This is a genomic window from Nocardia niwae NBRC 108934 = DSM 45340, from assembly GCF_001613465.1.
GTDB lineage: Bacteria > Actinomycetota > Actinomycetes > Mycobacteriales > Mycobacteriaceae > Nocardia > Nocardia niwae.
In genome coordinates this window covers 98,800-123,351 of sequence record NZ_BDCK01000015.1, presented here as the reverse complement: position 1 = coordinate 123,351, position 24,552 = coordinate 98,800, and the positions used below count along the sequence as shown (strand labels likewise).

Genomic DNA, 24,552 nt, shown 5'->3' with positions numbered 1-24,552 from the left:
TCAGAGCGACTTGCCGACGAGGCCGATGAGGTCGGCGAGACGGTTGGAGTAGCCCCACTCGTTGTCGTACCAGGACACGACCTTGACCTGGTCGTCGATCACCTTGGTCAGCGGCGCGTCGTAGATCGACGAGGCCGGGTCGGTGACGATGTCGCTGGAGACGATCGGATCGGTGTTGTACTTGAGGATGCCCTTCAGCGGGCCCTCGGCGGCGGCCTTGTAAGCGGCGTTGATCTCCTCGATCGAAGCCGACTTGCGCAGGGTGGCGGTCAGGTCGGTGACCGAACCCGTGGGGACCGGAACGCGCAGCGCGTAGCCGTCCAGCTTGCCCTGCAGCTCGGGCAGCACCAGGCCGATGGCCTTCGCGGCACCGGTGCCGGTGGGCACGATGTTCAGCGCGGCGGCGCGGGCGCGGCGCAGGTCGCTGTGCGGGCCGTCCTGCAGGTTCTGGTCCTGGGTGTAGGCGTGGATGGTGGTCATCAGGCCACGCTCGATGCCGAACTCGTCGTTGAGCACCTTGGCCAGCGGGCCGAGGCAGTTGGTGGTGCACGAGGCGTTGGAGATGATGTTCTGGCTGCCGTCGTACTTGTCGTCGTTGACGCCCATGACGATGGTGATGTCCTCGCCCTTGGCCGGGGCGGAGATGATCACCTTCTTGGCGCCCGCGGCCAGGTGCCCCTTGGCCTTGGTGGCGTCGGTGAAGATGCCGGTGGACTCGACGACCACGTCGACGCCCAGGTCGCCCCACGGCAGCGCGGCGGGGCCCTCCTTGATGGCCAGCGCCTTGATCCGCTGGTCGCCCACCACGATGGTGTCGTCGCCGTCGAGGGAGACGTCCTGGGGCAGCCGGCCGAGGATCGAGTCGTACTTGAGCAGAGTGGCGAGGGTCGCGTTGTCGGTGAGGTCGTTGACCGCGACGATCTCGATGTCGGTGGTGCCGAGCGCCTTCTGCGCCTCCACCGCCCGGAAGAAGTTACGTCCGATACGACCGAAGCCGTTGATGCCTACCCGGACAGTCACGTTATCGCTCCTCAACTTTCCAGCGGATCATTCCGATGTCCACTCACACTAACGTCCTGCCGTGACCTCGCCGACACGCACCTGGCTTTCGCGAGGACGGGATGCCTGGTCAGACACCCGACCAGGACGAGTTGCGGCCGCCGGAAAACGCCGCGATCCCCGCGACGGGACGTCGCGGGGATCGCGGAAAGCATGCGTCAGGCTTCGTCGAGCAGTTCGGCCGTGACGGCCGACTCGGTGTCCGGCACGCCCAGTTCCTTGGCGCGCCGGTCGGCCATCGACAACAGCCGCCGGATGCGGCCGGCGACGGCGTCTTTCGTCATCGGCGGGTCGGCGAGCTGACCGAGTTCCTCGAGCGACGCCTGGCGGTGCTGCACGCGCAGCCTGCCCGCGGCCGCGAGATGGTCGGGCACGTCGTCGCTGAGGATCTCCAGCGCGCGTTCCACCCGGGCCGCCGCGGCCACCGCGGCCCGCGCGGAGCGGCGCAGGTTGGCGTCGTCGAAGTTGGCCAGGCGATTCGCGGTCGCCCGCACTTCGCGGCGCAGCCTGCGTTCCTCCCACACCATCCGGGTGCCGTGCGCGCCCATCCTGGTCAGCAGCGCGCCGATCGCCTCACCGTCGCGCACCACCACGCGGTCGGTGCCGCGCACTTCGCGTGCCTTGGCCGTGATGCCGAGCCGACGGGCCGCGCCGACCAGCGCCAACGCCGCCTCGGGCCCGGGGCAGCTGACCTCGAGCGCCGACGAACGACCCGGTTCGGTGAGCGAGCCGTGGGCGAGAAACGCGCCGCGCCAGGCGGCTTCGGCGTCGGCGATGCTGCCGCCGACCACCTGCGCGGGCAGTCCGCGCACCGGACGGCCGCGCACATCGAGCAGACCGGTCTGCCGGGCCAGCGCCTCACCCTCCTTGGAGACACGCACGACGTACCGGGAGGTCTTGCGCAGTCCGCCCGCGCCGAGCACGTGCACGTCGGACCCGTAGCCGTAGAGCTCGAAGATCTCCCGGCGCAGCCTGCGCGCGATGGATCCCATGTCCACCTCGGCCTCGACGATCACCCGGCCGCCGACGATGTGCAGGCCGCCCGCGAAACGCAGCAGGGCGGACAGTTCCGCCTTGCGGGAACTCACCTGCGACACCGTGAGCCTGCTCAGCTCGTCTTTCACATCGGCTGTCATCGCCACGGGACGCGCTCCTTTCCACCCAACCCGGAACGCACATCCTGACCCATGTGCCGTCCCTCGACTCGAAGCCCTGCCATTTGCGGCCGAGGTTGCCGGATCAGTTGATCCAGTGCGGCGGCAAGCTTTCCGGGGTGATGCCGGTCCGTTCCCGCTTCGGCGACATCGGAGAAGGTTACTCGTGCCCGCAACTGTTCGGCAGCCCTGGCCACATGTTCCCGCTCGCGGCCCTCCGGTACCGAGCCGGAGTCGACCAGCACCTCATCGACCACGAATTCCGGTGCGTGCTGGGACAATACATGCAAATGCCGTTCCGCGGAGAACCCCGCGGTCTCCCCCGGCTCCGCGGCGAGATTGAGCACCAGGACTTTCCGCGCCCTGGTGTACACCAGGGCCTCCCGTAGCTCAGGGACGAGGACGTGCGGGATCACGCTGGTGAACCACGATCCCGGGCCGAGCACCACGACGTCCGCGTGTTCGATCGCCGAGGTCGCCTCCGGGCTGGCCGGTGGATCGGACGGAATCAGCCGCACTCGCCGCACCTTACCCGGCGTCGTCGCGATGGCAACTTGGCCGCGAATGCAGCGGCTCACCCGTGGATCCGCTTCCAATCCGGAGACGTCCGCCTCGATGTCCAGCGCGATCGGCGACATGGGCAGCACCCGTCCGGTGATGCGCAACATGCGGGCGACCTCGTCCAGCGCGGCGACCGGGTCGCCGAGTACCTCGGTGAGCCCCGCCAGGATCAGGTTGCCCACCGAGTGCCCGGCCAGCGCGCCGGTGCCGCCGAAACGATGCTGGACGGTCTGCGTCCAGACGCCGTCGGCGTCCGCGGCCAGGGCCGCCAGCGCCATCCGCAGATCCCCCGGCGGCAGGACACCCAGTTCGGCGCGCAGCCGGCCCGAGGAGCCGCCGTCGTCGGCGACGGTGACCACCGCGCAGATCTTCCTGGTCAGCCGCCGCACCGCGGTCAGCGTCGCATACAGGCCGTGTCCGCCACCCAGCGCGACGATGCTGGGATTGGATTCCCAGCCGGTCATTCGCGCCCCAGGTCTCGATGCACCACCCGGACCACGTCGGCGGACTCCTCCGGCCCGCCGGTGACCTCGCTCATCAACTCGCCCAGTGCCTCGGCAATCGCGACGCTCCGGTGCTTGCCACCGGTGCAGCCCACTGCGACCGTCATGTATCGCTTCCCCTCTTGGCGGTAACCATTCGTGGTCAGTTCGACCAGGTGGTGGCAGGTACGCAAGTAGTCGTCCGCGCCCGGACGCGACAACACGTACTCGCTGACCACCGTCTCCTGACCGGTGTGTTCCCGCAATTCCGGTATCCAATGTGGATTGGGTAGAAAACGCACATCCAACACCATGTCCGCGTCCAGCGGAACTCCGTACTTGAAGCCGAACGACTGCACGGTGAGCTGCAAAGCGCTGGGCGCGCCGCCGCCGTAGGCCTCCTCCATCTTGCGGTGCAACTGATGGATGGACAGTTCGGTGGTGTCGATCACCAGGTCGGCGGCGGCCTTCACGGCGGACAGCCGCACCCGCTCGGCGGCGATGCCCGCCGACAACGTGCCGTCCTTGCTCTCGCTCTGCAGCGGGTGCCTGCGCCGCGCGAAGCCGAAACGGCGGATCAGCACGTCGTCGGAGGCCTCGAGGAACAGCACCCTGGTGCGCACGCCCAGGGTCCGCAACTGCTCGGTGACCACCGACAGATCACCGGTGAAGAACCGGCTGCGCACGTCCATGACCAGCGCGAGACGGCGGATCGGCGGCTTCGCCGAAGCACCCAGCTCCACCATCCGCCCGAACAGCTCCGGCGGCAGGTTGTCGGTCACATACCAGCCGAGGTCCTCGAGCACGCGGGCGGCGGTGCCGCGGCCCGCGCCCGAGAGCCCGGTCACGATCACGACCTCGACCTGCGGGTTCGTCCCGCCGACGGCACCGGACGAGGCCACTCGTCCCGCGCTCGTCGGCGGGTTGCCCGCACTGCTGTTCGATTCGACGCGTGTCATGTCCTACCGGATCCGTCTCTGGGGTGCCTTCCGATCATCGCGCACCGGTTTCGGTATCGGCCGCAGACACAACGTACGCGAAACCGAATCTTCCGGTGCACTGTCGACTGACTATTCGGACTCGAGCGCCGCAAGGACCGCTTTCGCGGTCGCCACACCGATGCCGGGCACCTCGGTGATCTCCTCGACGGTCGCCTGCTTCAGCTTGGCCACCGACCCGAAGTGGGTGACCAGCGCGGTCCGGCGCGCCGTGCCGAGACCCGGCACCGAGTCCAGCGCGGAGGCGGTCATCCGGCGCGAGCGTTTGCTGCGATGGAAGGTGATGGCGAAGCGGTGGGCCTCGTCACGGACCCGTTGCAGCAGGTACAGCGCCTCGCTGGTGCGCGGGAGGATCACCGGGTCGCTCTCGCCGGGCACCCACACCTCTTCCAGCCGTTTGGCCAGGCCGATCACCGCGACGTCGGTGATGCCCAGCTCGTCGAGCACCTCGGCGGCCGCCGCGACCTGGGGCGCGCCGCCGTCGACCACGAACAAGTTGGGCGGGTAGGAGAACTTGCGCGGGCGTCCGGTGCGGGGATCGATGCCCGGCCGGGAGGTCAGGTCGAGCGCCTCGTCGTCGCTTCCGGTGGCGGCGAGATCGTCCTGTTCCATCATGTCGCGCTCGCGGCGCAGTTTGAGGAACCGGCGGCGGGTCACCTCGGCGATGCTGCCGACGTCGTCGGAGCGGCCCTCGCCCGCCGCTTCCCGGATCGTGTAGTGGCGGTACTCGGACTTGCGGGCCAGACCGTCCTCGAAGACCACCAGCGAGGCGACCACGTCGGTGCCCTGCACATGGCTGACGTCCACGCATTCGATGCGCAGCGGCGCGGTGTCGAGCTCCAGGGCGTCCTGGATCTCTTGCAGCGCTTGCGATCTAGAGGTCAGATCGCCCGCCCGCTTGAGCTTGTGCTGGGCCAGCGCCTCCCGCGCGTTGCGCTGCACGGTCTCGGCGAGCGCCTTCTTGTCTCCGCGCTGGGGCACCCGCACCTTCACCGCCGAGCCGCGCAGGCCGGACAGCCACTGCTGGACCTGCTCCATATCGGCGGGCAACTCGGGCACGAGCACTTCGCGGGGCACCACGGTGGCGGGCAACTCCTCGGCGGACTGCTCGGCCACCGCTACCTGCTCGCCATAGAACTGCGTGAGGAACTGCTCGACCAGCGCGGCGAGCTCACCGCCCGCCTCCGGCACATCGACCGCGTCACCCGACTTGTCGACCACCCAGCCGCGCTGGCCGCGCACCCGGCCGTCGCGCACGTGGAAGACCTGCACCGCGACCTCCAGTTCGTCGGTGGCGAAGGCGATGACATCGGCGTCGGTGCCCGTACCGAGCACCACCGCCTGCTTCTCCAGGGCGCGGCGCAGCGCCTGGACATCGTCGCGCAGCCGGGCGGCGGCCTCGAAGTCCAGGTCTTCCGCCGCCTCGTGCATGCGACGCTCGAGTTCCCGGACCAAACGGTCGGTGCGGCCGGCGAGGAAGTCGCAGAAGTCCTCGACGATCGCGCGGTGCTCCTCGGCGCTCACCCGCCCGACGCATGGCGCCGAGCACTTGTCGATGTAGCCGAGCAGGCAGGGACGCCCGATCTGATGGTGCCGCCGGAAGACGCCGTTGGAGCAGGTACGCGCGGGAAACACGCGCAGCAGCAGATCGAGCGTCTCGCGGATGGCCCAGGCGTGCGCGAACGGGCCGAAGTAACGGACGCCCTTGCGCCGCGCGCCGCGGTAGACGAACAGCCGCGGGTACTCCTCGTTCAGAGTGACCGCGAGCACCGGATAGGACTTGTCGTCGCGGTAGCGGACGTTGAAGCGCGGATCGAATTCCTTGATCCAGTTGTATTCCAGCTGCAGCGCCTCCACCTCGGTGGAGACGACCGTCCATTCGACGCTCGCGGCCGTGGTGACCATCTGCCTGGTGCGCGGATGCAGGCCGGCGACGTCGGCGAAGTACGAGTTCAGTCTGCTGCGCAGGCTCTTGGCCTTGCCGACGTAGATGACCTGCCGATGGGCGTCCCGGAATTTGTAGACGCCGGGTTCGACGGGAATCGTGCCCGGCGCGGGCCGGTACGTCGCTGGATCTGCCACCCATCCAGCGTATAGACCGAGACCGACAGCCCCGCTGACGGCGGCTGCGCGGGGCGATCAGGACGCGGGAACGCCGAACCACGCCTTGGCTTCCGGGCGGCACAGCAGGTGCACGACGGCTGCCGACGTGGCGAGCGAATACCCCGCGGCGACGATGCCGACGACGGGCGGAACGGCCGCGAGGTCCCGGATCGCCCAGCACCCGACGACCGCCTGCAGGAGCGCGAGCCCCATCGTCAGCCTGCGCACGGCAGGCGCTCCCTCGGCGAAGCCGAGTACGAGCAGACCCAGCGCCCAGGCCACGCAGAACTGGGTGGACGCCGTGGCGGCCGCGTCACCGCCGCGGGTCAGATTCATCAGCACGGGATAGGCGAGTCCGAACCCCGCCAATCCCGCGACGGCTGCCCGCACATCCCGAACCGCCTCCGGCATGGCCGTTTCCACGCCGACGGACGGCTCCTCGCCGGAGAACGCCAAGCTCACAGCCGTACCCCCGTTGGTACCGAACCTTCCGGCGCGCCTGCGTTTACGCCGGAACCGCACCGTAACACGGTGACCTGCCGCACAACCGGGACTTCGGCGAAAACACCGGCGCCGCGCGATGGCGCGGTCGGCCGGGGCTATTCCACCAGACCGTGCCGCCGCAGCGCGGCCACCAGCGCGTCCGGGCGCTCGGCGGTGGGCAGGGCCTCCACCAGAGCGAACCGGCTGCCCAGCGCCTCGGCGCCACCGTCGGCCTCGGCGCTGTCGCCGATCATCAGCGCCGCCTCGGCGGGCACGCCCAGTTCGCCCAGCGCGGAATGGAAGATCTCCGGGTCGGGTTTCATGGCGCCGACCTCGAAGGACAGAGTGAACGCGCCGACCAGCCGATCCCAGCCACGCGCGGCGAACGATGGACGGATGTCGAACGGGATGTTGCTCACCACCGCGACCGGAATCCCCTGGGCGGCCAGGTGGTCCAGGACGACCGCGCAGTCGGGGTACGGCGTCCACTCCAGCGGGTCGAGCAGCCGGGCGTACAGTCGCTCGGCGTCCTCGTCGGTGGGCACACCCGACTCGCGCAGCACGCGCATCATCACCTTGCGATGCAGCGCCGGATCCAGGTCGCGGTGGTCCCATGCGTACTGCGTCTCGTCGTCGAAGTCGGCGACGTGGTCGACCGGCGCCGTCATCCGCCGCATGATCTCGGCCTTCTGATCCACGTCGAACGCCCGCCCGTCCGGACCGGTCAGATCCGCGTACCAGGATTCGTCGGCCTCCAGGCGGAACAACGTCCCGGAGAAGTCGAACAGCACCGCCTCGATCGCCACCCGGCCAGCCTACCGACCGCTCGCGTGGCCGCGCCGGTCCGCGGTGGCCGAATTCCGCTGCCTCGACCTCGACACACGCTGCGGCCAGGGCGATTTCGCCCCTGGGAAGGAAACCGGAGCGGCTGTCGGCGCCGGAGGTTAGAGTCCGGGCATGGGGCGCAAGCGAGGTACTTGGGTCGCCGCAGCGGCGGCGTTCGCACTCACCGTCGGAATGGCAACCGCCTGCTCGTCCGGCGAAAGCCAGGCGGGCGGTGTCTGCGAGACGGTTCCGAACGGCACACCGGTAACAGCCACCGCGGCGGGACCGGCGAGCAGCGGCACGAAGGATCTGAGCACCAACCCGGAGATAGCGACCGGCTATCGCACGAACATGACGCCGGTGCGCACGCACACTTTCGCGGTGTCGACGGCCAATCCGGTGTCCACCAAGGCCGCGTGTGAAGTCCTGCGCGACGGCGGCACCGCCGCGGACGCGCTGATCGCGGCACAGACGGTGCTCGGTCTGGTCGAACCGCAGGCTTCCGGGATCGGCGGCGGCGCGTTCCTGCTCTACTACGACGCGAATACCAAATCGGTGGACGCCTACGACGGCCGCGAGGTGGCTCCCGCGGCCGCCACCGAGAACTACTTGCGCTGGATCAGCGATGCCGACCGCACCGAACCCAAACCGAACACCCGGGCCAGCGGGCGCTCGATCGGCGTACCGGGTGTGCTGCGGATGCTCGAACTGGCGCACCGCGACCATGGCAAGACCGCCTGGCGCGAGCTGTTCGACCCTGCCATCGGACTGGCCGATCAGGGCTTCCCGATCAGTCCCCGCCTCGCCAGCCAGATCGCGGAGTCGGCCAAGGACCTCGCCGCGGACGAGGACGCCAAGGCGTACTTCCTGAACTCGGACGGCAGCCCGAAGACGGCCGACACCGTCCTCACCAATCCGGCCATGGCGAAGACGCTCGGCGCCGTCGCCACCGAGGGCGCGCAGGCCTTCTATACGGGCGCTATCGCCCGGGACATCGCGGCGGCGGCGGGCCGGTCCTCCGGCGGGCGCACCCCCGGCCTGATCACCCCCGAGGACTTGGCCGGTTATCAGGCGAAAAAGCGCACCGCGTTGTGCACGAGCTATCACGAGCACGAGATCTGCGGTATGCCCAGTCCCTCCTCGGGTGGCATCGCTGTCGCCTCGACTCTGGGCATCCTGGAGAATTTCGACCTGGCCACCATGCGGCCGGACAACATCGACCGCAACGGCGGCAAGCCGAATGCCCAAGCCGTGCACCTGATCTCCGAGGCCGAACGCCTGGCTTACGCCGATCGCAACAAGTACGTGGCCGACACGGATTTCGTCCCGCTGCCCGGAAATACCGCCCAAACCCTGCTGAACCGCGACTACCTGCGGCAGCGCGCCGCACTGATCGATCCGAATCGCAGCATGGGCACCGCGCAGCCGGGTGACTTCGGTCCGGTGCCGCTGGGCGTCGGCCCGCAGCCGCCCGAGCACGGCACCAGCCACATCTCGGTGGTCGACGAGTACGGCAACGCCGCGGCGATGACCACCACCGTGGAATCGGCATTCGGCTCGTTCCACCTGGTCGACGGCTTCGTCCTGAACAACCAGCTCACCGACTTCAACGCCGATCCGCTCGGCGCGGACGGCGTGCCGATGGCCAATCGGGTACAGCCGGGCAAGCGTCCGCGCAGTTCGATGAGCCCGACGCTGATCTTCGACAAGGCCCCCGACGGCTCGCGCGGCGAACTCACCCATGTCGCGGGCTCGCCCGGCGGGTCGGTGATCATCCAGTTCGTGGTGAAAACGCTGGTCAACATGTTCGACTGGGGGCTGGATCCGCAGCAGGCGGTGTCCGCGGTCGCGTTCGGCGCCGGTAACAGTCCATCCACGGGCATCGGCGGTGAGCACCCGGCGATCAACGCCACGGACAACGGCGACCACGACCCGCTCGTGCTGCGACTGCGCCAGCTCGGCCACCAGGTCTCGGTCGCGCCGCAATCCAGCGGCCTCAGCGCGCTCAAACGCAACGGCGGCGAGGGCTGGATCGGCGGAGCGGACCCGCGCCGCGAAGGCGCCGTTCTAGGCGACACCCACTGATCGACCGCGGCAGCAGGCCTCGGTGAGTGGCCGAGCCATTCCGGGTCCGCTACGGCCGGGGGCGGTGCGTGGACTTCTTCCGGAGCATCGGATACACCACCGGACCCCGGCCGATCGGCAGCTCACCCTGCGGTTCGAACCCGAATCGCTGGTAGTAGGGCACCGTGCCGCTGGTGTTGGAGATCAAGAAGCAGTCCTGTTCGGCCGTCGACAGCCGCCGCTCGAGCAGCGTGGTCGCCAGACCCCGGCCCCGGGCGCGGGGCAGCGTCCCGATGGCGGCCAGGTACAGATGCGGCGTCTCCGGTCGCGCGCGCTCCATCCGTCGCCCGGCCGCCAAGGCTCGCGCCGTGGCCGGCCCCAAGGCTCGTAGCAAGGTCAAGGGCTTCGCTGTCGGCGCGACCACGTTCGCCGGTTCCCACAGTGCCACGCAGGCCAGATCACCCGCGGCATCGTGTGCGAGGTCGACGCAACCGTTTTTCCGGCGCGACGCGATGCGCGAATCCCAGAACCCGGGCAACGCTTTTCGCCGCCGCGACGATCCCGGCCAGAAGTAGGTCATCAATGGATCGTCGGCGAAAGCTGCCGCGAGGACGAACGCACCCGGCTCCATACCCGCGAAGGCTAGACGGCTGTTCGAACTCCCGCCAGCCGGACAGGTGGGCGTGCGCGGCCCACCCGCTCACTTGCTGCCGGAGTACTTCGCGCCGAGTTCCCGCAGCCGACCCATCGCCCGCGCCGCGTGCTCCTTGTCGTTCGAACGGATCGCCAGCATCGGGACATAATCGTCATCGATCAATTCCAGACGAGCCCAGGACTTCCGATCCGGAAACGACACACCGCGGATGTAGTCCCACGGAAAATCGTTGTCCCCCAGTATATTTCGCACGGAGACACCCCGCGCCCCAGCGCGCACCCTCGGCCTGGTCAGCAGCAGCACCGCCGCGGCGCCGAGCAGGCCGATCCCGATCATCGCGATCTGATCGGCCACCCGGAAGTTGACGCCGGTCGACCCGCTGCGCAGCCAGATGCCGCCCACGGTGAACGCGGCCGCGATCAGCACCGCCACGATCCAGGCCGTCCGCACCGCGCGCCGGGGCCGCACTTCGAACTCCCACTCGGCCGTCTCGCCGACCGCCGTGGGCGAGCCCGCGTTCCTCCGGAAGATACGGACGACCGGCATCGCTACGCGGACTGCCGCAGGGCGCGCAGCGTCAACGCGGCGTCCAGCGCCGCGGCGGCCGCCTGCTCGCCCTTGTTCTCGTGTGATTCCGGCAGCCCGGCTCGGTCCAGGGCCTGCCGCTCGTTGTTCGTGGTGAGCACTCCGTTCGCGACCGGCGTGCCCTCGTCCAGCGAAACCCGGGTGAGCCCCGCGGTCACCGCATCGCAGACGTACTCGAAATGCGGTGTGTCACCCCGGATCACCACACCGAGCGCCACCACCGCATCGTGCGACTTGGCCAGCTCCTGGGCCACCACCGGCAGCTCCATCGCGCCGGCGCAACGCACCACCGTGATCTGCTGGACGCCCGCGTCCTTGGCCACCCGCTCGGCATTCGCCAGCAGGGTGTCGCAGATCTGGGTGTGCCAGCGCGAGGCGACGATGCCCAAGGAGAGGTCCTTGGCGTCCGCCAGCGCGAAAGTCGGTACCCCGGTACCGCTCATCGATGTCCGCCTTTCCGGTGTGTTCGCAGGTCAGTGCGCCGTCTCGCCGAGATCGAGCTCGTCGAGGCCGATCAGGTCGTGCCCCATGCGATCCCGCTTGGTACGCAGGTAGCGCAGGTTTTCCGCGTTCGCACGCAACGGCATCGGCACCCGCTCGGTGATCCGCAGGCCGTAGCCGTCCAAGCCGACCCGCTTGGCCGGGTTGTTGGTGAGCAAGCGCATCGAGCGAAGGCCGAGATCCACCAGAATCTGCGCGCCGGTGCCGTAATCGCGGGCATCGGCGGGCAGCCCCAGTTCCAGGTTCGCGTCGACCGTGTCGTGGCCGGAATCCTGCAGCTGATAGGCCTGCAACTTGTGCATCAGACCGATGCCGCGCCCCTCGTGCCCGCGCATGTACAGCACCACACCGCGCCCCTCGGCCGCGACCATCTCCAGCGCGGCGTCCAGCTGCGGGCCGCAGTCGCAGCGCAGCGACCCGAAGACGTCACCGGTCAGGCACTCCGAGTGCACGCGCACCAGGACGTCCTCGCCGTCGCTGATGTCGCCGCGCACCAGCGCGACGTGCTCGACCTCGTCGTAGATGCTCTGATAGCCGACCGCCATGAATTCACCGTGCGCGGTGGGGATCCGCGCCTCGGCGACGCGCACCACGTGCTTCTCGTGCCTGCGCCGCCAGGCGATCATGTCGGCGATCGAAATCAGCGCGAGCTCGTGCTCGTCGGCGAAGACGCGCAGCTCCTCGGTGCGGGCCATGTGGCCCTCGTCCTTCTGGCTGACGATCTCGCAGATCACGCCCGCGGGACGCAAGCCGGCCATGCGCGCCAGATCCACGGCCGCCTCGGTGTGACCGGGCCTGCGCAGCACACCACCGTCCTTCGCGCGCAACGGCACCACGTGCCCGGGCCGGGTGAAATCGTCGGCCTTGGCATCGGCGTCGGCCAGCAGCCGCATGGTGGTGGCGCGATCGGCGCCGGAGATCCCGGTCGTGACGCCCTCGCGCGCGTCCACGGAGACGGTGTAGGCGGTGCCGTGCTTGTCCTGGTTCATCGCGTACATCGGCGGCAGGCCGAGCCGGTCGCAGTCGTCACCCGTGAGCGGCACGCAGATGTATCCGGAGGTGTAGCGGATCATGAAGGCGACCAGTTCGGGGGTGGCCTTCTCCGCCGCGAAGATGAGGTCTCCCTCGTTCTCGCGGTCCTCGTCGTCGACGACGACGACCGCCTTACCGGCGGCGATATCGGCGACTGCGCGCTCGATGCTGTCGAACCTGGTCACGTCTGCTGTGCTCCATCTCGAAATAGGTGCCTCACCACAGTACTGTGCTCGATTTGCCGCGACTGCGTCGCGGCGTGTTCGCGGCCCCCTCTTGGCGCGAACGGCGCATGCGCGGTCTCGCTTCGCTCGGAAGACGTGGTCGAGGTGCGCTGGTCACTCGGCGCTGGGATCAGCGGACCCGTATGTATGCCGCTGCCCGACGTCCGGCACCGAAGCGACCGGGCGCCGCGGTGTGTCCGGAGCGGGAGCGATGGCGGCCACGCCCACCTACCGGCTGGTGGAAGCGAGAGCTTCTCGGATGCGGGTACGGGTACGGGTACGGGTACGGGCGGGCATCGGTCGGGCTCGACTGGCTCGGTGACCGGACCGATGTCGATACGACCGGCCTCGGAGCCCGCGGGTGCACCGGCGACCGGGACTTCGCCCAGGCGTAGCGGCTGGGATGAGGACACTATGGCACAGCTGCCCCGCACGCGCCGTCGCCGCGCACCCTCGTCCGGGTCGGCGAGGACGAGCGGGGCGATCACGGTCAGCCGCGCTGCTGGAGGCGTTCGACGTACTTGGCGATCACGTCGACTTCCAGATTGACGGTGGTGCCGACGGTGGCGAAGCCGAGGTTGGTCAGCGAGAGGGTGGTGGGGATGAGCGAGACCTCGAACCAGTCCCGGCTGCCCGATTCGGCGGGCTCACCGGAGACGCCGAGGCCCGAGACGGTGAGCGAGATGCCGTCCACGGTGATCGAGCCCTTCTCCACCACGTAGCGGGCGATGTTCTCCGGAAGCGAGATGCGCACCACGTCCCAGTTCTCCGACGGAGTGCGCGAGAGCACCGTGCCGGTGCCGTCCACATGCCCTTGCACCAGGTGGCCGCCCAGCCTGCTGTTCAGCGCCGCGGCGCGCTCGAGATTCACCTTCGAGCCGACATCCAGCTTGCCGATGCTCGAGCGGTTGAGCGTCTCCGCCATGACGTCGACGGTGAACGAGTCGCCACCGACCACCTCCACGACGGTCAGGCACACTCCGTTCACGGCGATCGAATCACCGTGCCCGGCATCGGAGGTCACCAGCTTGCCCTTGATCGTCAGCCGCGCGGCGTCGGTCAGCTGCTCGCTGGCGACGATCTCGCCGAGCTCCTCGACGATGCCTGTGAACATGTGCCCTGACTCCCTGTCGTCGTTGTCTTCCGGTTGCGCAACAGCGCGGAGACCGGCCGCTATTCCCGTGCCCTCAGCCTAGTGACGCGCAGGCGCGGTAGACAGCGGCGTTCCGGGCGGCTCCGAGGGCGCGACGGGTGCGCGCCCGCCGCGCGGGAAGCGGACCGCCGGGCGCGGCAAGCCACCCGGAACCGGCCGGTCCTCATCGAAAATGGAACGAAAGCTGTCCACACGCGCCGCGATCACCCCGCGAACCCGGGACGGAATATCCGTTCGAAGACGGTCGCGTACCGCGTGAATCTATTTATCCCCCAGTGTTTGCCGATTTCTACTCGATACCCGAACGAAACACGGTTATAACGCAGATTTCGCGCTCCGATGAGAGGGGAAGCGATATCGTTACGCGGCCGACTTCTCGCGTTCAGCTTTCCCGCCAGAGCAAGTCCGATGGGCCACCCCACCAGGTCATGTGGCGGTCGACCGGGAAGCCTGCCGCACGATGTTCATCCCTCGAGAAAGCCGGAGAACACAGTGGAACAAATCGGGTCGGACACAGCTGGGGGCGCGGTGTGACCACATTTCTCGATTCGACGCCGGAAATTCGCTGCTCACGGTATCGGCGCGAATTCCAGTTACCCGCATCGATGGATCCCGGTTCACATCGCATTCTGCTGCAGATCGGCGTCGACTACGGCGCCGTCACCATGCCCGCCGAACTCGGCGAGCGAGTGCTGCGCCACCTCGTCCAGGACGGAATCGCGGGTCCGGTCGTCGACCATCCGCGAGCCAGGCACTGGACCTTCCTCACCGGGCCCGCAGGACCCGACACGATCGCCCCGGCGGTCTCGGCCGAACTTTTCCGCCTGTACGCGGCGGTGGCCTGCGCGGGCAGCCAGGTGGTGCTGCCGTCACCGGACGACGAGCGCACCGGATACCGCGTGTGGGTCCGGTCGCCCGAGGTCGCCGGTCGCCGCCCGCCGATCAGCGCGGTGATCGAGACGATCCGCGCGGTCGCTGTGCGCGGAAGCCGGGCCCGATAAGGCCGTTCAGTGCGACCACGCCGAGGCCGCCTGGCTACGCAGCTTCTGCACGGTGGCCCCGGGGTCGGCGGTGCTGTACACCGCGGAACCGGCAACGAAGCAGTCCACACCGGCTGCCGCGGCCGCCTCGATGGTGTCGGCGTTGATGCCGCCGTCGATCTCGACCAGCAGGCGCAGTTCTCCTGAGTCGACCAGGTTGCGCACGATGCGCGCCTTCTGCAGCACCTCCGGGATGAACGACTGCCCGCCGAAACCCGGTTCCACGCTCATCACCAGCAGCGTGTCGAATTCGCGCAGGATCTCCAAGTACGGCTCGATCGGCGTGCCCGGTTTCACCGAGAGCCCCGCCTTCGCGCCCGCCGCGCGAATGTCGCGGGCCACCGCGATCGGATCGTCGGTCGCCTCCGCGTGGAAGGTCACGTTGTGCGCGCCTGCCTCCGCGTACGGCGGCGCCCAGCGGCCCGGATCCTCGATCATCAGGTGGCAGTCCAGCGGAATCTCGGTCGCCTTCAGCAGGCTCTCCACCACCGGGAGGCCGAGCGTGAGATTCGGCACGAAGTGCGCGTCCATCACATCGACGTGCAGCCAGTCGGCGCCTGCGACGGCCTGGGCTTCGTCCGCGAGGTGCGCGAAGTCGGCGGACAGAATGGAGGGGGCGATCATCGGAGCGGCCGGACGCGGGTAAGTCGGGTTGGACACAACGCCGGAGTCTAACGGTACCCAGGGTTGCCCAGCGCGGGAGTGGGTAGCCTGCATAGGGTGATCAATATTTCGGCGGAACAGGGGCTCTACAGCACCCCGGTGGAGATTCGGGTGGCGGCGTCGGTGACACAACTGCCCATCGTGCGTGGGCTCGCCGAAACACTCGTCCTACTCAGCGATTTCACGCTGGACGAGGTGGCCGACATCCGGCTGGCCGTCGACGAGGTCTGCTCGACGCTGATCGCGGTCGCCGCCCCGGAAACGAGCCTGAACTGCCGGTTCACCGTGGGTGACCACGAGTTGCTCGTCCGGGTCGAGGGCATCGCGGAGAAGCCGGGCCTGCCCGATCAGCGCAGCTTCGGGTGGCATGTGCTGCGCACCCTCACCGACGCGGTGGACGCGACACAGGATTCGTTCGACACGACGACTTCCGGATATCCGACGACGGTCGAGTTCCGTCGGGTCCGGGGGAAGGCGTAGTGGCGGACGAAAACACCGTGTACGACTCCCAACGCGAGGACGACGCCGACACGCTGACCACCGAGGACGCCGCCGATGCCGACGAAGCCCTGGAAGCGGCGGGCACGGTACCCGGATACGACGACGTCGGTTTGCTCTTCGGGCAGCTGGCGGCCAGCGAACGCGGCACAGCACGGCACAGCGCGCTGCGCGCGGAACTGATCAGCCGCTGCATTCCGCTCGCCGACCACATCGCCCGCAAGTTCAGTGGGCGTGGTGAGCCGTTCGACGACCTCACCCAGGTCGCACGGGTCGGCTTGGTGCACGCGGTGGATCGCTTCGACGTGGAGCGCGGCTCGAATTTCCTGTCTTTCGCGGTGCCCACCATCATGGGCGAGGTTCGCCGATACTTCCGCGACAACACCTGGGCGATGCGTGTGCCGCGCCGGGTGAAGGAAACTCACCTACGCATCGGCGCGGCGATCGACAGTCTTTCCCAGTCCCTCGGCCGCTCGCCGACGGCGAAGGAGATCGCCGCGGAGCTGGACGTCGATCCGGACGAGGTGACCCAGGCGGTCATCGCGGGCAACGCCTACCAGCCGAGTTCGATCGACGCCGCCACGCTCGGCCGTGATACCGACGCTTCGCTGCTGGACACGCTCGGCGAGGAGGAATCCCAGTTCGATCGGGTCGAGGAATACGTCGCGATCCGCCCGCTGCTGGCCGGGCTGCCCGAGCGGGAACGGCGCATCCTCACCATGCGGTTCTTCGAATCGATGACCCAGACGCAGATCGCGCAGCAGATGGGCATCTCGCAGATGCACGTCTCGCGCATCCTCGCGAAAACCCTTGCGCGGCTGCGGGAGCAATCCAGCCGGGAATGAGTGGTCTCATCGGGCGTCGTGCGCGCGGAGCCTGCACACTCTCGCCGGAGCGGTGAGCCACCACGCGGCATCGAGCAGTTCCCGCAGGTGGCCGGGCGCTACAAGATCGAGGTCGATCAGGATGTAGGCGTAGCCGTCGTAGTGCGGTGTGGTGTAGAAGGCCGGATCGCCGGAGACGAGCAGCGCCTCCTTCTCGGCCAGGTCGCAGGCCGAGACGAGATCGGCCTCGCTGCGCAGCCGGGCGAACCCCTTGCCCGCGACCTTCAGCGCCGGCTGCGCCACCAGGTGGACTCCGCCACCTCCGGCAGCCCGGACGCCATCCGGACCACGTCCTGCCAGGTCATCGTCATCCTCCCAGGGTGCGGCAGGACGACGCGCCCGGCTTGGACGAATGGAACGCCGCTCAGCGGGGTTTGCGCAGAGCGGCCAGGAACATGGCGTCGGTGCCGTGCCGGTGCGGCCACAGCTGCGCTCCGGGTCCGTCGCCGGTATCGGTGACACCGGGCAGCAACTCACGGGTGTCGAGTTGCTCGGCGCCGAGGCGGCGCACGGCGTCGGCGACGATCGACACCGTCTCCGGTAGGTGCGGCGAGCAGGTCGAGTACACCACGACGCCGCCGGGGCGCAGCAAACCCCATGCGGCGGTGAGCAATTCACGCTGCAACACCACGAGGTCGCGAACGTCTTCCTGAGTGCGCCGCCAGCGCGCCTCGGGCCTGCGGCGCAGCGCCCCGAGGCCCGTACACGGGGCGTCCACGAGGATGCGGTCGTAGCCCGGGGCCAGTCCGCTGGCACGGCCGTCGGCGACATGGACGTCCACCGGCAGATCGCGCACGGCCTTGCGGACCAGTTCGGCGCGGTGCGCGGCGGGCTCGACGGCGTCCACCCGGAAGCCATCGATCCCGGCGATCGCGCCCAGCAGCGCGGCCTTGCCGCCCGGTCCGGCGCACAGGTCGAGCCAGCGACCGGTATCCGGTCCGTCGAGCGGAGCCCCGAGCAGCGCTAGCGCCACCAGCTGGCTGCCTTCGTCCTGCACCGCCGCCATGCCCTCGCGGACCGGCTCCAGCTTGCCCGGATCGCCACCGTCGAGGTAGACCGCGTACGGCGACCAGCGGCCCTCCTCGCCACCGGTGACCAGCGCGAGTTCCTCCGCGGTGATGTCGCCGGGGCGGGCCACCAGGTGCACCAGCGGGCGGGCGTCGTCGGCGGCGAGCACGTCGCGCAGTTCCGTCGCTCGCGCGCCGAGCGCGTCGGCGAAGGCTTGCGCGATCCAGGTGGGATGGGCGTACTCGAACGCCAACCGGCCGACGGGATCGGCGGGCGCGAGTGCATCGACCCACTGCTCGGGGGTCTTCTCCCCCGCTCGCCGGAGCACGGCGTTGACGAAACCGGCTTTGCCCGCGCCGAATTCGGCACGGGTCAGCGCGACGGAGGTGTCGACGGCGGCGTGCGCGCCGATCCGGGTGCGCAACAACTGGTAGACGCCCAGCCGGAGCACGTCCAGCAGGGGTCCGTCGATCTCCTCGATCGACCGGCCCGCGCCTTCGGCGATCACCGCGTCCAGCAGTCCCAGTGAGCGGCACGCGCCGTAAGCGAGTTCGGTGGCCAGTGCGGCGTCTCGACCCGACAAGCCTCGTTCGCGCAGCAAGGCGGGCAGAACGAGATTGGCGTAGGCGTCGCGCTCCCGGACCGCCCGCAGCACATCTCTGGCGACCGACCGCGGCGGATCGGCGGGTTCGCCACGGTGCGCTCGCCCCGCGGCCTTGGCGCCTTGGCGCGGTGCCGTTTGCGCAGCCGGGCGACCGCCGGCGGAACGGTCCGATCGGCTCGCCGCGGAGCGTCGTCCGGTGGCGGTGCGCCGTTCGTCGCGATCGCGATCACCACCACCCGCCTCGGCTCGTCCGCCGCCGGAACGCCGGCCGGTCGCCTGCGACCGGCCGGCGCCGTCCTGCTGCCGTCCGCCGCCCTGCGCGCGCGCCCGGCCTGCCTCCGCGGAGCGGTTCGGCGCGGATTCTCGTTCCTCCCGCCGCCGGTCGCGTGCGTTGCCGTCACCGGGCCGATTGCCGCGCGTCATTCGACCACCGCGCCCGGTTGCAGGCGGGCGCCGCGCGCCCAGTCGAGCGCGGCCATCATGCGTTTGCCTTGCGGCTGCACCTGGTCGAGCCGCACGGCGGTGGTGGCAGTGCCCACGAACACACCGGACTTGCGCACCTCGATCACGCGTTCCGGCAACTCCTCCTCCACCAACTCGACCGGCCCCAGCTTCAGCCGGGTGCCGCCGACCTCGGTCCATGCCCCCGGAGCGGGGGTGACCGCGCGAATGCGCCTGCTGATGGCCAGCGCCGGTTGATCCCAGCGCACGTGCCCGGCCTCCACGCCGACCTTGGGCGCGTACGAGACGCCTTCCGTCGACTGTGGCACCGCCTGCAAACTCCCGTCTTCCACCCCGTCGAGCGTCGCTTCCAGCAGACGGGCGCCGCTGTCGGCCAACCGCTCCAGGAGGCCTCCTGCGGTATCGGTGACGGCGATCTTCTCGGTCACCATGCCGAAGACCGGGCCGGTGTCCAGCCCGGCTTCGATCTGGAAGGTGGAGGCGCCGGTTATCTCGTCGCCCGCATCGATCGCGGCCTGCACCGGCGCCGCACCCCGCCAGGCGGGCAACAGCGAGAAATGCAGGTTGATCCAGCCGAAGCGCGGTATGTCCAGCACCGACTGGGGTAACAGCGCGCCGTAGGCGACGACCGGGCAGCAGTCCGGCGCCAGTTCGGTGAGCTGCGCGACGAATTCCGGCTCCGACGGCCGCGCCGGGGTCAGCACCGGGATGCCGTGCTCGTCGGCCAGCCGGCCGACCGGCGACCTGGTCACCTTCCGGCCGCGCCCGGCCACCGCGTCCGGCCGCGTCACCACGGCGACGACCTCGTGCCGCGCCGATTCCAACAGACGCCGCAACGACGCGACCGCCGGTTCCGGAGTCCCCGCGAAGACGACGCGCATCAGTGGCCGGCCCCGAACGGGTTGGGCCGGCCCGCACCGCTCATCGAGCGTGCCGGGCGCACCGTCAATCCGGCGGCGAACCAATCGGATTCGCGGATCACCCGCATCGCCTCCTTGCGCTGGGCCGGGTCGAGGCGATCGATGAACAGAACCCCGTCGAGATGATCGGTTTCGTGCTGCACGCACCGCGCCAGCAGCCCTTCCGCTTCGAAAGCGACCGGCGCGCCGTCGACGTCCACCCCGGAGGCCCGCACGCGCAAGGCCCGGCGGGTGTCGTAGCGCACGCCGGGAATCGACAGACAGCCTTCCGGGCCGACTTGCTCCTCGTCGCCGACGACCTCCCACTGGGGGTTCACCAGATGACCCGCGGCGTCGCCGGTGTCGTAGACGAACACCCGCAGCCCGACCCCGATCTGCGGCGCGGCCATCCCGACCCCGCCGTCGTCGTGCATGGTCTCGGTCAGGTCGGTCACCAGCTGCCGCAGCTCGCGGTCGAACGCGGTGACCTCCGCGGCGCGGGCACGCAGGATGGGATCGCCGAACAGGCGAACGGGCTGGATGGTCACGACTGACTCCCGGAAGCGGACGAATACGGTCGCCCCATTCTAGTGAGACCACCGGAAATCCCCGATTCACCAGCCGGAAGCTGATAGAAATCCTATGCGGTCCGGGCGGGGTGTCGATCCCTCCGCCCGGCCGCCCGGGAAAGGCCTGGTCAGCGGCCTGCCACCGTCCCGCGTTGAACCCGGCTGAGCCGGTGCGCCGAAACCGGCCACGCACAGCGATCGTCGAGGCGGAGTCGAACCTTCCGTCGCTGCTCACGGCACTGTCGCCCTGCTCGGCAGCTCGGGCCTCGAGCCTTGCCGCTTCACCGACTGCTCGCAGAGAGCGAGCCGGGGTACGCGGCGCAGGCAGCCATCGGAGCCGGCGCGCTTCCCGGCGTCGCCTGGTCACCCACCCCAAGCTGAGCCGTGAGAACGAAGGGCCGGCCGCCCGCACCACGCGCGAATGCGCGCCGAGCGGGCGAAGGCGTGAAAGCAGATCGACAACGACCAGCGCCGCATATACAGGAATGCGGCGGCAAGCAGCGCTGACCGCCGCGCGATCTCCACGGCGGGGGCCGATCCCGCGGTCAGTAGATTGGTGGGATGAGTGCCGATCCGATGCAGGAGCGCGGACCCGTGGCCGTGCGGCGGTCGGTCGCCGGTCGGCTGGGGGCACTGCCGGGAAGCATCGGCTATTTGCTGGTCGGCGGCGCCACCGGCGTGGCGGCCACGTTCGCCACGGCCGGTTTGTTCGTGGTCGCGGTCACCAGCCTCGGCGGGGTGGGCATTCCGGCGATTCCCGAGTACCTGCGGTTGATCCGGCCGCTGTCCGGGTTCGAACGGCGGCGGGCCGGCAAGCGGCTGGGCGCGCCGATCGTGGTGGCGTATAGGCCGATGACCGGCGGCCTGCGGCAACGACTGGCCAGTGCCTTCGGGGATCCGGCGAACGGCCGGGATATCGCGTGGCTGTGCGTGCACGGGGTGCCTGGCATGGTGGTGGCATTGTTCTCGATCGCACTGCCATTGGGTGTGCTGAATCAGCTGGCGATTCCGGTCTATTGGCAGATCGCACCGCCGGGCACCGTCGACAACTTCGGCTTCGTGGTCGATTCCTGGCCGCTGGCCGGGTTCAGCGCCCTCATCGCGATTCCCTTGGCGGTCCTGGTCCTTCGGCTGCCCACGGTGGCCCGCTGGCAGGCGCTGCTGGCGCGGACGCTGCTCGGCCCGGCGCCGGGCACCGAACTCGCGGTGCGGGTGGCGGAGTTGACCGCCACCCGGGCCGCCGCGCTGGATGCGCATGGGGCGGAACTGCGACGCATCGAGCGGGATCTGCACGATGGCGCGCAGGCGCGGATCGCGGCGGTCATCATGCAGCTCGGGCTGGCCGACCAATTGCGCGAACGGGATCCGGCCGCATCGTCCGACCTGGTCCGCAAGGCGCAGGACACCGCCGAGGCCGCGTTGGCCGAACTCCGCGATGTGGTGCGGACGGTGTATCCGCCGGTGCTCGCGGATCGTGGTCTGACGAGCGCGATTTCGGCGTTGGCCGCGCGCTCCCCGATTCCGGTCGAACTCGATCTCGACGGCGCCGTCGCAGTGTGCCACGGCAGGAACGAGGCAGCGGATGCGGGGGCTCGGTGGCCGGCGGCCGTCGAAGCGGCCGCGTATTTCGTCATCTCCGAGGCGATCACCAATGCGACCAAACATTCCGGAGCCGAACATCTTCGGGTATTCCTCGGAGGCGATGCCGGGCTGCTGGCCGTCGAGGTGCGGGATGACGGGGTGGGCGGGGCACGAGAGATCGAGAGTGGCGGGCTGGCCGGGATTCGGCGGCGGGCTGAAGCGCTGGACGGGCGAATGGCGCTGAGCAGTCCGGCGGGTGGGCCTTCTGTGGTTCGGGTGGAGCTGCCGTGCGGGTTGTGATCGCCGAGGATGACGCCCTGTTGCGGGAAGGGCTGGCGTTGCTGTTGCAGACGGCGGGGATCGAGGTGGTCGCCGCGGTGGACAATGCGGAGGACTTTCTCTCGGTGGTGAACGCCGACCGGCCCGATGCCGTGGTCGTGGATGTGCGTCTGCCGCCCACCTTCACCGATGACGGATTGCGAGCGGCGGTTCGGGCCCGCGAGATTCACCCCGGCCTGCCGGTGCTGGTGCTCTCGGCCTGGGTCGAGCGCAGCTATGCCGCCGAACTGCTCGGCGACGGGGCGGGCGGGATCGGATACCTGCTCAAGGAACGGGTCGGGAAGGTGGATCGATTCCTGGATTCGCTGCGGCGGGTCGCCGAGGGCGGGACCGCCATGGATCCGGAAGTGATCTCGCAGCTGCTGGTGTGGCGCAAGACCGACGATCCGCTGTCCGCGCTGACCCCACGCGAACGCGAGGTGCTGGCGCTCATGGCCGAGGGGCTCGACAATGCGACCATTGCCGAGCGCCTCGTGGTGACCGAAGGTGCTGTGCTCAAACACATTCGGAGCATCTTCGCCAAGCTGGGCCTCTTCGCCGACGAGGTGGGGCACCGGCGGGTGCTGGCCGTGCTCGCCTATCTGAATGCCGGATGATCAGTCGTCGCGACAGGTGAGGTCGGCGGCGGGCAGAGCGCCGTCAGCCAGGTAGCTGTTCACAGCGTCGTAGACGCAGGCATTCGGGTAGCGGCCGAGGATCGAGTGAATGGCGACGTCTTGCAACGTGACCATGCGAGAGCCGGTGAGCGCCCGGTGCATGGCGAGTGCGCCACCGAAAGTGGTCCGGGTGTCGCCGGTGGCCTGGACGATCAGGTTCGGCACTGAATTGCCGATCACGGTGGGCGGTTCGGCGGGCGGAGCCCAGAACGCGCACGGCGTGATGTTGTTCGCCAACGCGCCGAAGACCGGCTGGGTGGCGCGGGATGCTTCGATATTGCGCCGGTACCAGTCCGGGTCCCGGGGTGCGCCGATGTCTCCGCAGAGGATTGCCATCTGAGGTGACATGTCGCGGGGCTGGGCGCGCAGGATCATGGCCAGCTTGCCCGCCAGGTCTTCGTCCGGTCGTACCGGTCTGCCTTCGGCGGCCTCGGCCAGGTCCCGGGTGTGTTTCGCGGCAACACCGTAGCCGCGGGGCGAATCGAACGCGATGTACAACACCAGGGGCAGGGAATGCTCGTCGATGTCGTAGTCGCCGATCCGGATCGGGTGGGCGGCGGCGTGTTCGATGAGCCGCTCGACCAGACCGCGAACGGCGGCACCGGTGGTGCCGAGGTGGTATTCGTCGTCGCGTTGGGCGGTCCACGCCGCCCAGGCGTCGAGCGCGGCCTCGTTGGGTGAGCCCATGTCCTGCACCATGCCGACCGCGCCGTAGCGGTACGGGTCCACAGCGCCGTCCAGCACCATGCGGTCGGAACGTTCCGGGAACATCTGCATATACACAGCACCCAGGTAGGTACCGTAGGAGGTGCCCAGATAACTGATCTTGCTTTCGCCGAGTGCGGTACGGATGACATCCATGTCGCGAGCGGTATTGCGGGTGGTGAAGTGCGGCAGTCGCTCCCCCTCGGCGTCGGCGCAGCGCGCCGCCAGATCGGCTTGATCGGCGACGGATTCGGCGAATCCCTCGGCATCTACACCAGCGAACTGCAGGCCGAAACCGTGCGGCCAGTGACAGTTCACCGGCGAGGAGCGCCCGACACCGCGCGGGTCCATGCCGATCAGGTCGTAGCGGGCGCGGACCTCGGGGGCCATGGCCTGGCTCGTGTCGACGAAGTAGTCCAGGCCGGCACCGCCCGGACCGCCCGGGTTGGAGAGGATGACGCCACGCCGCTGGGCCGGGTCGGTCGCGGCGATGCGGGAGATGGCGACGGTGATGGTAGAGCCTTGCGGCGCAGCGTAATCCAGGGGCACCGTCACATCGGCGCATTGTGCGCCCATGCCGTCGAGACCTGGTGCATCGCAGGACTTCCAGGTGAGCGGCTGGTGGTGGTAGCGGTCCAAGGGCTCGGCCGCGCCGGCCCGATCGGCGACGGCGGTCGTCGTGAACGCCACCGCGGCGACGAGCCCGGTGACCGCGAACGCTACCGGAGTGCCCAGTACCCGCGGCAGCTTGTGTCGAGACACGAA

Annotated in this window: 23 protein-coding genes and 1 pseudogene; 6 read left to right on the top strand and 18 right to left on the bottom strand. The window is 69.4% G+C overall.

What is annotated here, in order from left to right; translation table 11 throughout:
* The 7 genes from gap to NNI01S_RS04400 all read right to left on the bottom strand — a co-directional run bounded on the left by gap (position 1) and on the right by NNI01S_RS04400 (position 7,646).
* Positions 1–1,020 (bottom strand): type I glyceraldehyde-3-phosphate dehydrogenase, encoded by a 1,020-nt coding sequence (gene gap, locus NNI01S_RS04430; protein WP_063017743.1) that lies wholly within the window; start codon positions 1,018–1,020, stop codon positions 1–3.
* Between the two features lie 197 nt (positions 1,021–1,217).
* Positions 1,218–2,201, bottom strand: coding sequence for a DNA-binding protein WhiA (whiA, locus tag NNI01S_RS04425; RefSeq protein ID WP_043693711.1), 984 nt, complete (start codon positions 2,199–2,201; stop codon positions 1,218–1,220).
* Positions 2,192–3,238, bottom strand: a complete 1,047-nt coding sequence (locus NNI01S_RS04420; protein WP_043693713.1) for a gluconeogenesis factor YvcK family protein — start codon at positions 3,236–3,238, stop codon at positions 2,192–2,194. The genes whiA and NNI01S_RS04420 overlap by 10 nt, the downstream gene beginning before the upstream one ends.
* Positions 3,235–4,215 carry an RNase adapter RapZ gene (gene rapZ / locus NNI01S_RS04415; RefSeq protein ID WP_084488466.1) on the bottom strand — a complete coding sequence of 327 codons (981 nt, stop codon included), beginning with the start codon at positions 4,213–4,215 and terminating at the stop codon, positions 3,235–3,237. Before rapZ ends, NNI01S_RS04420 begins: the two co-directional genes overlap by 4 nt.
* A gap of 111 nt (positions 4,216–4,326) precedes the next feature.
* A complete protein-coding gene (uvrC, locus tag NNI01S_RS04410) occupies positions 4,327–6,336 on the bottom strand; it encodes an excinuclease ABC subunit UvrC (RefSeq protein WP_063017741.1) in 2,010 nt (669 codons plus the stop codon).
* Between the two features lie 57 nt (positions 6,337–6,393).
* Positions 6,394–6,819 carry a hypothetical protein gene (locus tag NNI01S_RS04405; protein ID WP_063017740.1) on the bottom strand — a complete coding sequence of 142 codons (426 nt, stop codon included), beginning with the start codon at positions 6,817–6,819 and terminating at the stop codon, positions 6,394–6,396.
* 137 nt (positions 6,820–6,956) lie between these two features.
* Positions 6,957–7,646, bottom strand: a complete 690-nt coding sequence (locus tag NNI01S_RS04400; RefSeq protein WP_063017738.1) for an HAD family hydrolase — start codon at positions 7,644–7,646, stop codon at positions 6,957–6,959.
* Between the two features lie 151 nt (positions 7,647–7,797).
* Here NNI01S_RS04400 and NNI01S_RS04395 point away from each other — a divergent pair, with 151 nt between their 5' ends.
* On the top strand, positions 7,798–9,750 hold the full coding sequence (locus NNI01S_RS04395; protein ID WP_063017736.1) for a gamma-glutamyltransferase family protein: 1,953 nt from the start codon (positions 7,798–7,800) through the stop codon (positions 9,748–9,750).
* Between the two features lie 49 nt (positions 9,751–9,799).
* Here NNI01S_RS04395 and NNI01S_RS04390 read toward each other — a convergent pair whose 3' ends face one another.
* From NNI01S_RS04390 to NNI01S_RS04370, 5 genes are all read right to left on the bottom strand, one after another.
* Entirely contained in the window at positions 9,800–10,360 is a 561-nt protein-coding gene (locus NNI01S_RS04390) for a GNAT family N-acetyltransferase (protein ID WP_063017734.1), read from the bottom strand.
* Between the two features lie 69 nt (positions 10,361–10,429).
* Complete coding sequence (locus NNI01S_RS04385; protein WP_063017732.1) at positions 10,430–10,930, bottom strand: PH domain-containing protein; 501 nt, start codon at positions 10,928–10,930, stop codon at positions 10,430–10,432.
* A 2-nt stretch (positions 10,931–10,932) separates the two neighbouring features.
* Positions 10,933–11,412: a 6,7-dimethyl-8-ribityllumazine synthase gene (ribH, locus tag NNI01S_RS04380; protein WP_063017730.1), complete on the bottom strand. Its 480-nt coding sequence runs from the start codon at positions 11,410–11,412 to the stop codon at positions 10,933–10,935.
* 30 nt (positions 11,413–11,442) lie between these two features.
* The gene (locus NNI01S_RS04375) at positions 11,443–12,687 is read right to left on the bottom strand and encodes a bifunctional 3,4-dihydroxy-2-butanone-4-phosphate synthase/GTP cyclohydrolase II (protein WP_063017728.1); all 1,245 of its coding nucleotides are present in this window, start codon (positions 12,685–12,687) and stop codon (positions 11,443–11,445) included.
* 529 nt (positions 12,688–13,216) lie between these two features.
* Positions 13,217–13,840: a riboflavin synthase gene (locus tag NNI01S_RS04370; RefSeq protein WP_063017726.1), complete on the bottom strand. Its 624-nt coding sequence runs from the start codon at positions 13,838–13,840 to the stop codon at positions 13,217–13,219.
* 644 nt (positions 13,841–14,484) lie between these two features.
* Here NNI01S_RS04370 and NNI01S_RS04365 point away from each other — a divergent pair.
* Positions 14,485–14,880, top strand: a complete 396-nt coding sequence (locus NNI01S_RS04365; RefSeq protein ID WP_245675968.1) for a hypothetical protein — start codon at positions 14,485–14,487, stop codon at positions 14,878–14,880.
* A 6-nt stretch (positions 14,881–14,886) separates the two neighbouring features.
* Here NNI01S_RS04365 and rpe read toward each other — a convergent pair whose 3' ends face one another.
* The gene (rpe, locus tag NNI01S_RS04360) at positions 14,887–15,543 is read right to left on the bottom strand and encodes a ribulose-phosphate 3-epimerase (protein ID WP_063017722.1); all 657 of its coding nucleotides are present in this window, start codon (positions 15,541–15,543) and stop codon (positions 14,887–14,889) included.
* Between the two features lie 96 nt (positions 15,544–15,639).
* On the opposite strand from rpe, the gene NNI01S_RS04355 reads away from it, so the two are divergent.
* Together NNI01S_RS04355 and NNI01S_RS04350 are read left to right on the top strand one after the other, a co-directional pair.
* Positions 15,640–16,062: an ATP-binding protein gene (locus NNI01S_RS04355; protein WP_063017720.1), complete on the top strand. Its 423-nt coding sequence runs from the start codon at positions 15,640–15,642 to the stop codon at positions 16,060–16,062.
* Complete coding sequence (locus NNI01S_RS04350; RefSeq protein WP_157114592.1) at positions 16,062–16,925, top strand: RNA polymerase sigma factor SigF; 864 nt, start codon at positions 16,062–16,064, stop codon at positions 16,923–16,925. Before NNI01S_RS04355 ends, NNI01S_RS04350 begins: the two co-directional genes overlap by 1 nt.
* Before the next feature lie 6 nt (positions 16,926–16,931).
* Here NNI01S_RS04350 and NNI01S_RS04345 read toward each other — a convergent pair.
* The 4 genes and pseudogenes from NNI01S_RS04345 to def all read right to left on the bottom strand — a co-directional run bounded on the left by NNI01S_RS04345 (position 16,932) and on the right by def (position 20,485).
* A pseudogene (locus NNI01S_RS04345) lies at positions 16,932–17,275 on the bottom strand (MmcQ/YjbR family DNA-binding protein).
* A 53-nt stretch (positions 17,276–17,328) separates the two neighbouring features.
* On the bottom strand, positions 17,329–18,999 hold the full coding sequence (locus NNI01S_RS04340) for an RsmB/NOP family class I SAM-dependent RNA methyltransferase (protein WP_084488464.1): 1,671 nt from the start codon (positions 18,997–18,999) through the stop codon (positions 17,329–17,331).
* Positions 18,996–19,919, bottom strand: coding sequence for a methionyl-tRNA formyltransferase (fmt, locus tag NNI01S_RS04335; protein WP_063017718.1), 924 nt, complete (start codon positions 19,917–19,919; stop codon positions 18,996–18,998). Before fmt ends, NNI01S_RS04340 begins: the two co-directional genes overlap by 4 nt.
* Positions 19,919–20,485, bottom strand: coding sequence for a peptide deformylase (gene def, locus NNI01S_RS04330; RefSeq protein WP_063017716.1), 567 nt, complete (start codon positions 20,483–20,485; stop codon positions 19,919–19,921). Before def ends, fmt begins: the two co-directional genes overlap by 1 nt.
* A 582-nt stretch (positions 20,486–21,067) precedes the next feature.
* Between def and NNI01S_RS04325 the strand changes: the two genes are divergently transcribed.
* Both NNI01S_RS04325 and NNI01S_RS04320 read left to right on the top strand, forming a co-directional pair.
* Positions 21,068–22,387 (top strand): sensor histidine kinase, encoded by a 1,320-nt coding sequence (locus NNI01S_RS04325; RefSeq protein WP_169812922.1) that lies wholly within the window; start codon positions 21,068–21,070, stop codon positions 22,385–22,387.
* Positions 22,375–23,022, top strand: coding sequence for a response regulator (locus NNI01S_RS04320; RefSeq protein ID WP_063017714.1), 648 nt, complete (start codon positions 22,375–22,377; stop codon positions 23,020–23,022). The genes NNI01S_RS04325 and NNI01S_RS04320 overlap by 13 nt, the downstream gene beginning before the upstream one ends.
* Here the strand turns inward: NNI01S_RS04320 and NNI01S_RS04315 are convergent, their stop codons facing one another.
* Positions 23,023–24,549 carry an alpha/beta fold hydrolase gene (locus tag NNI01S_RS04315; protein WP_245675967.1) on the bottom strand — a complete coding sequence of 509 codons (1,527 nt, stop codon included), beginning with the start codon at positions 24,547–24,549 and terminating at the stop codon, positions 23,023–23,025.
* Between the last annotated feature and the right edge of the window lie 3 nt (positions 24,550–24,552).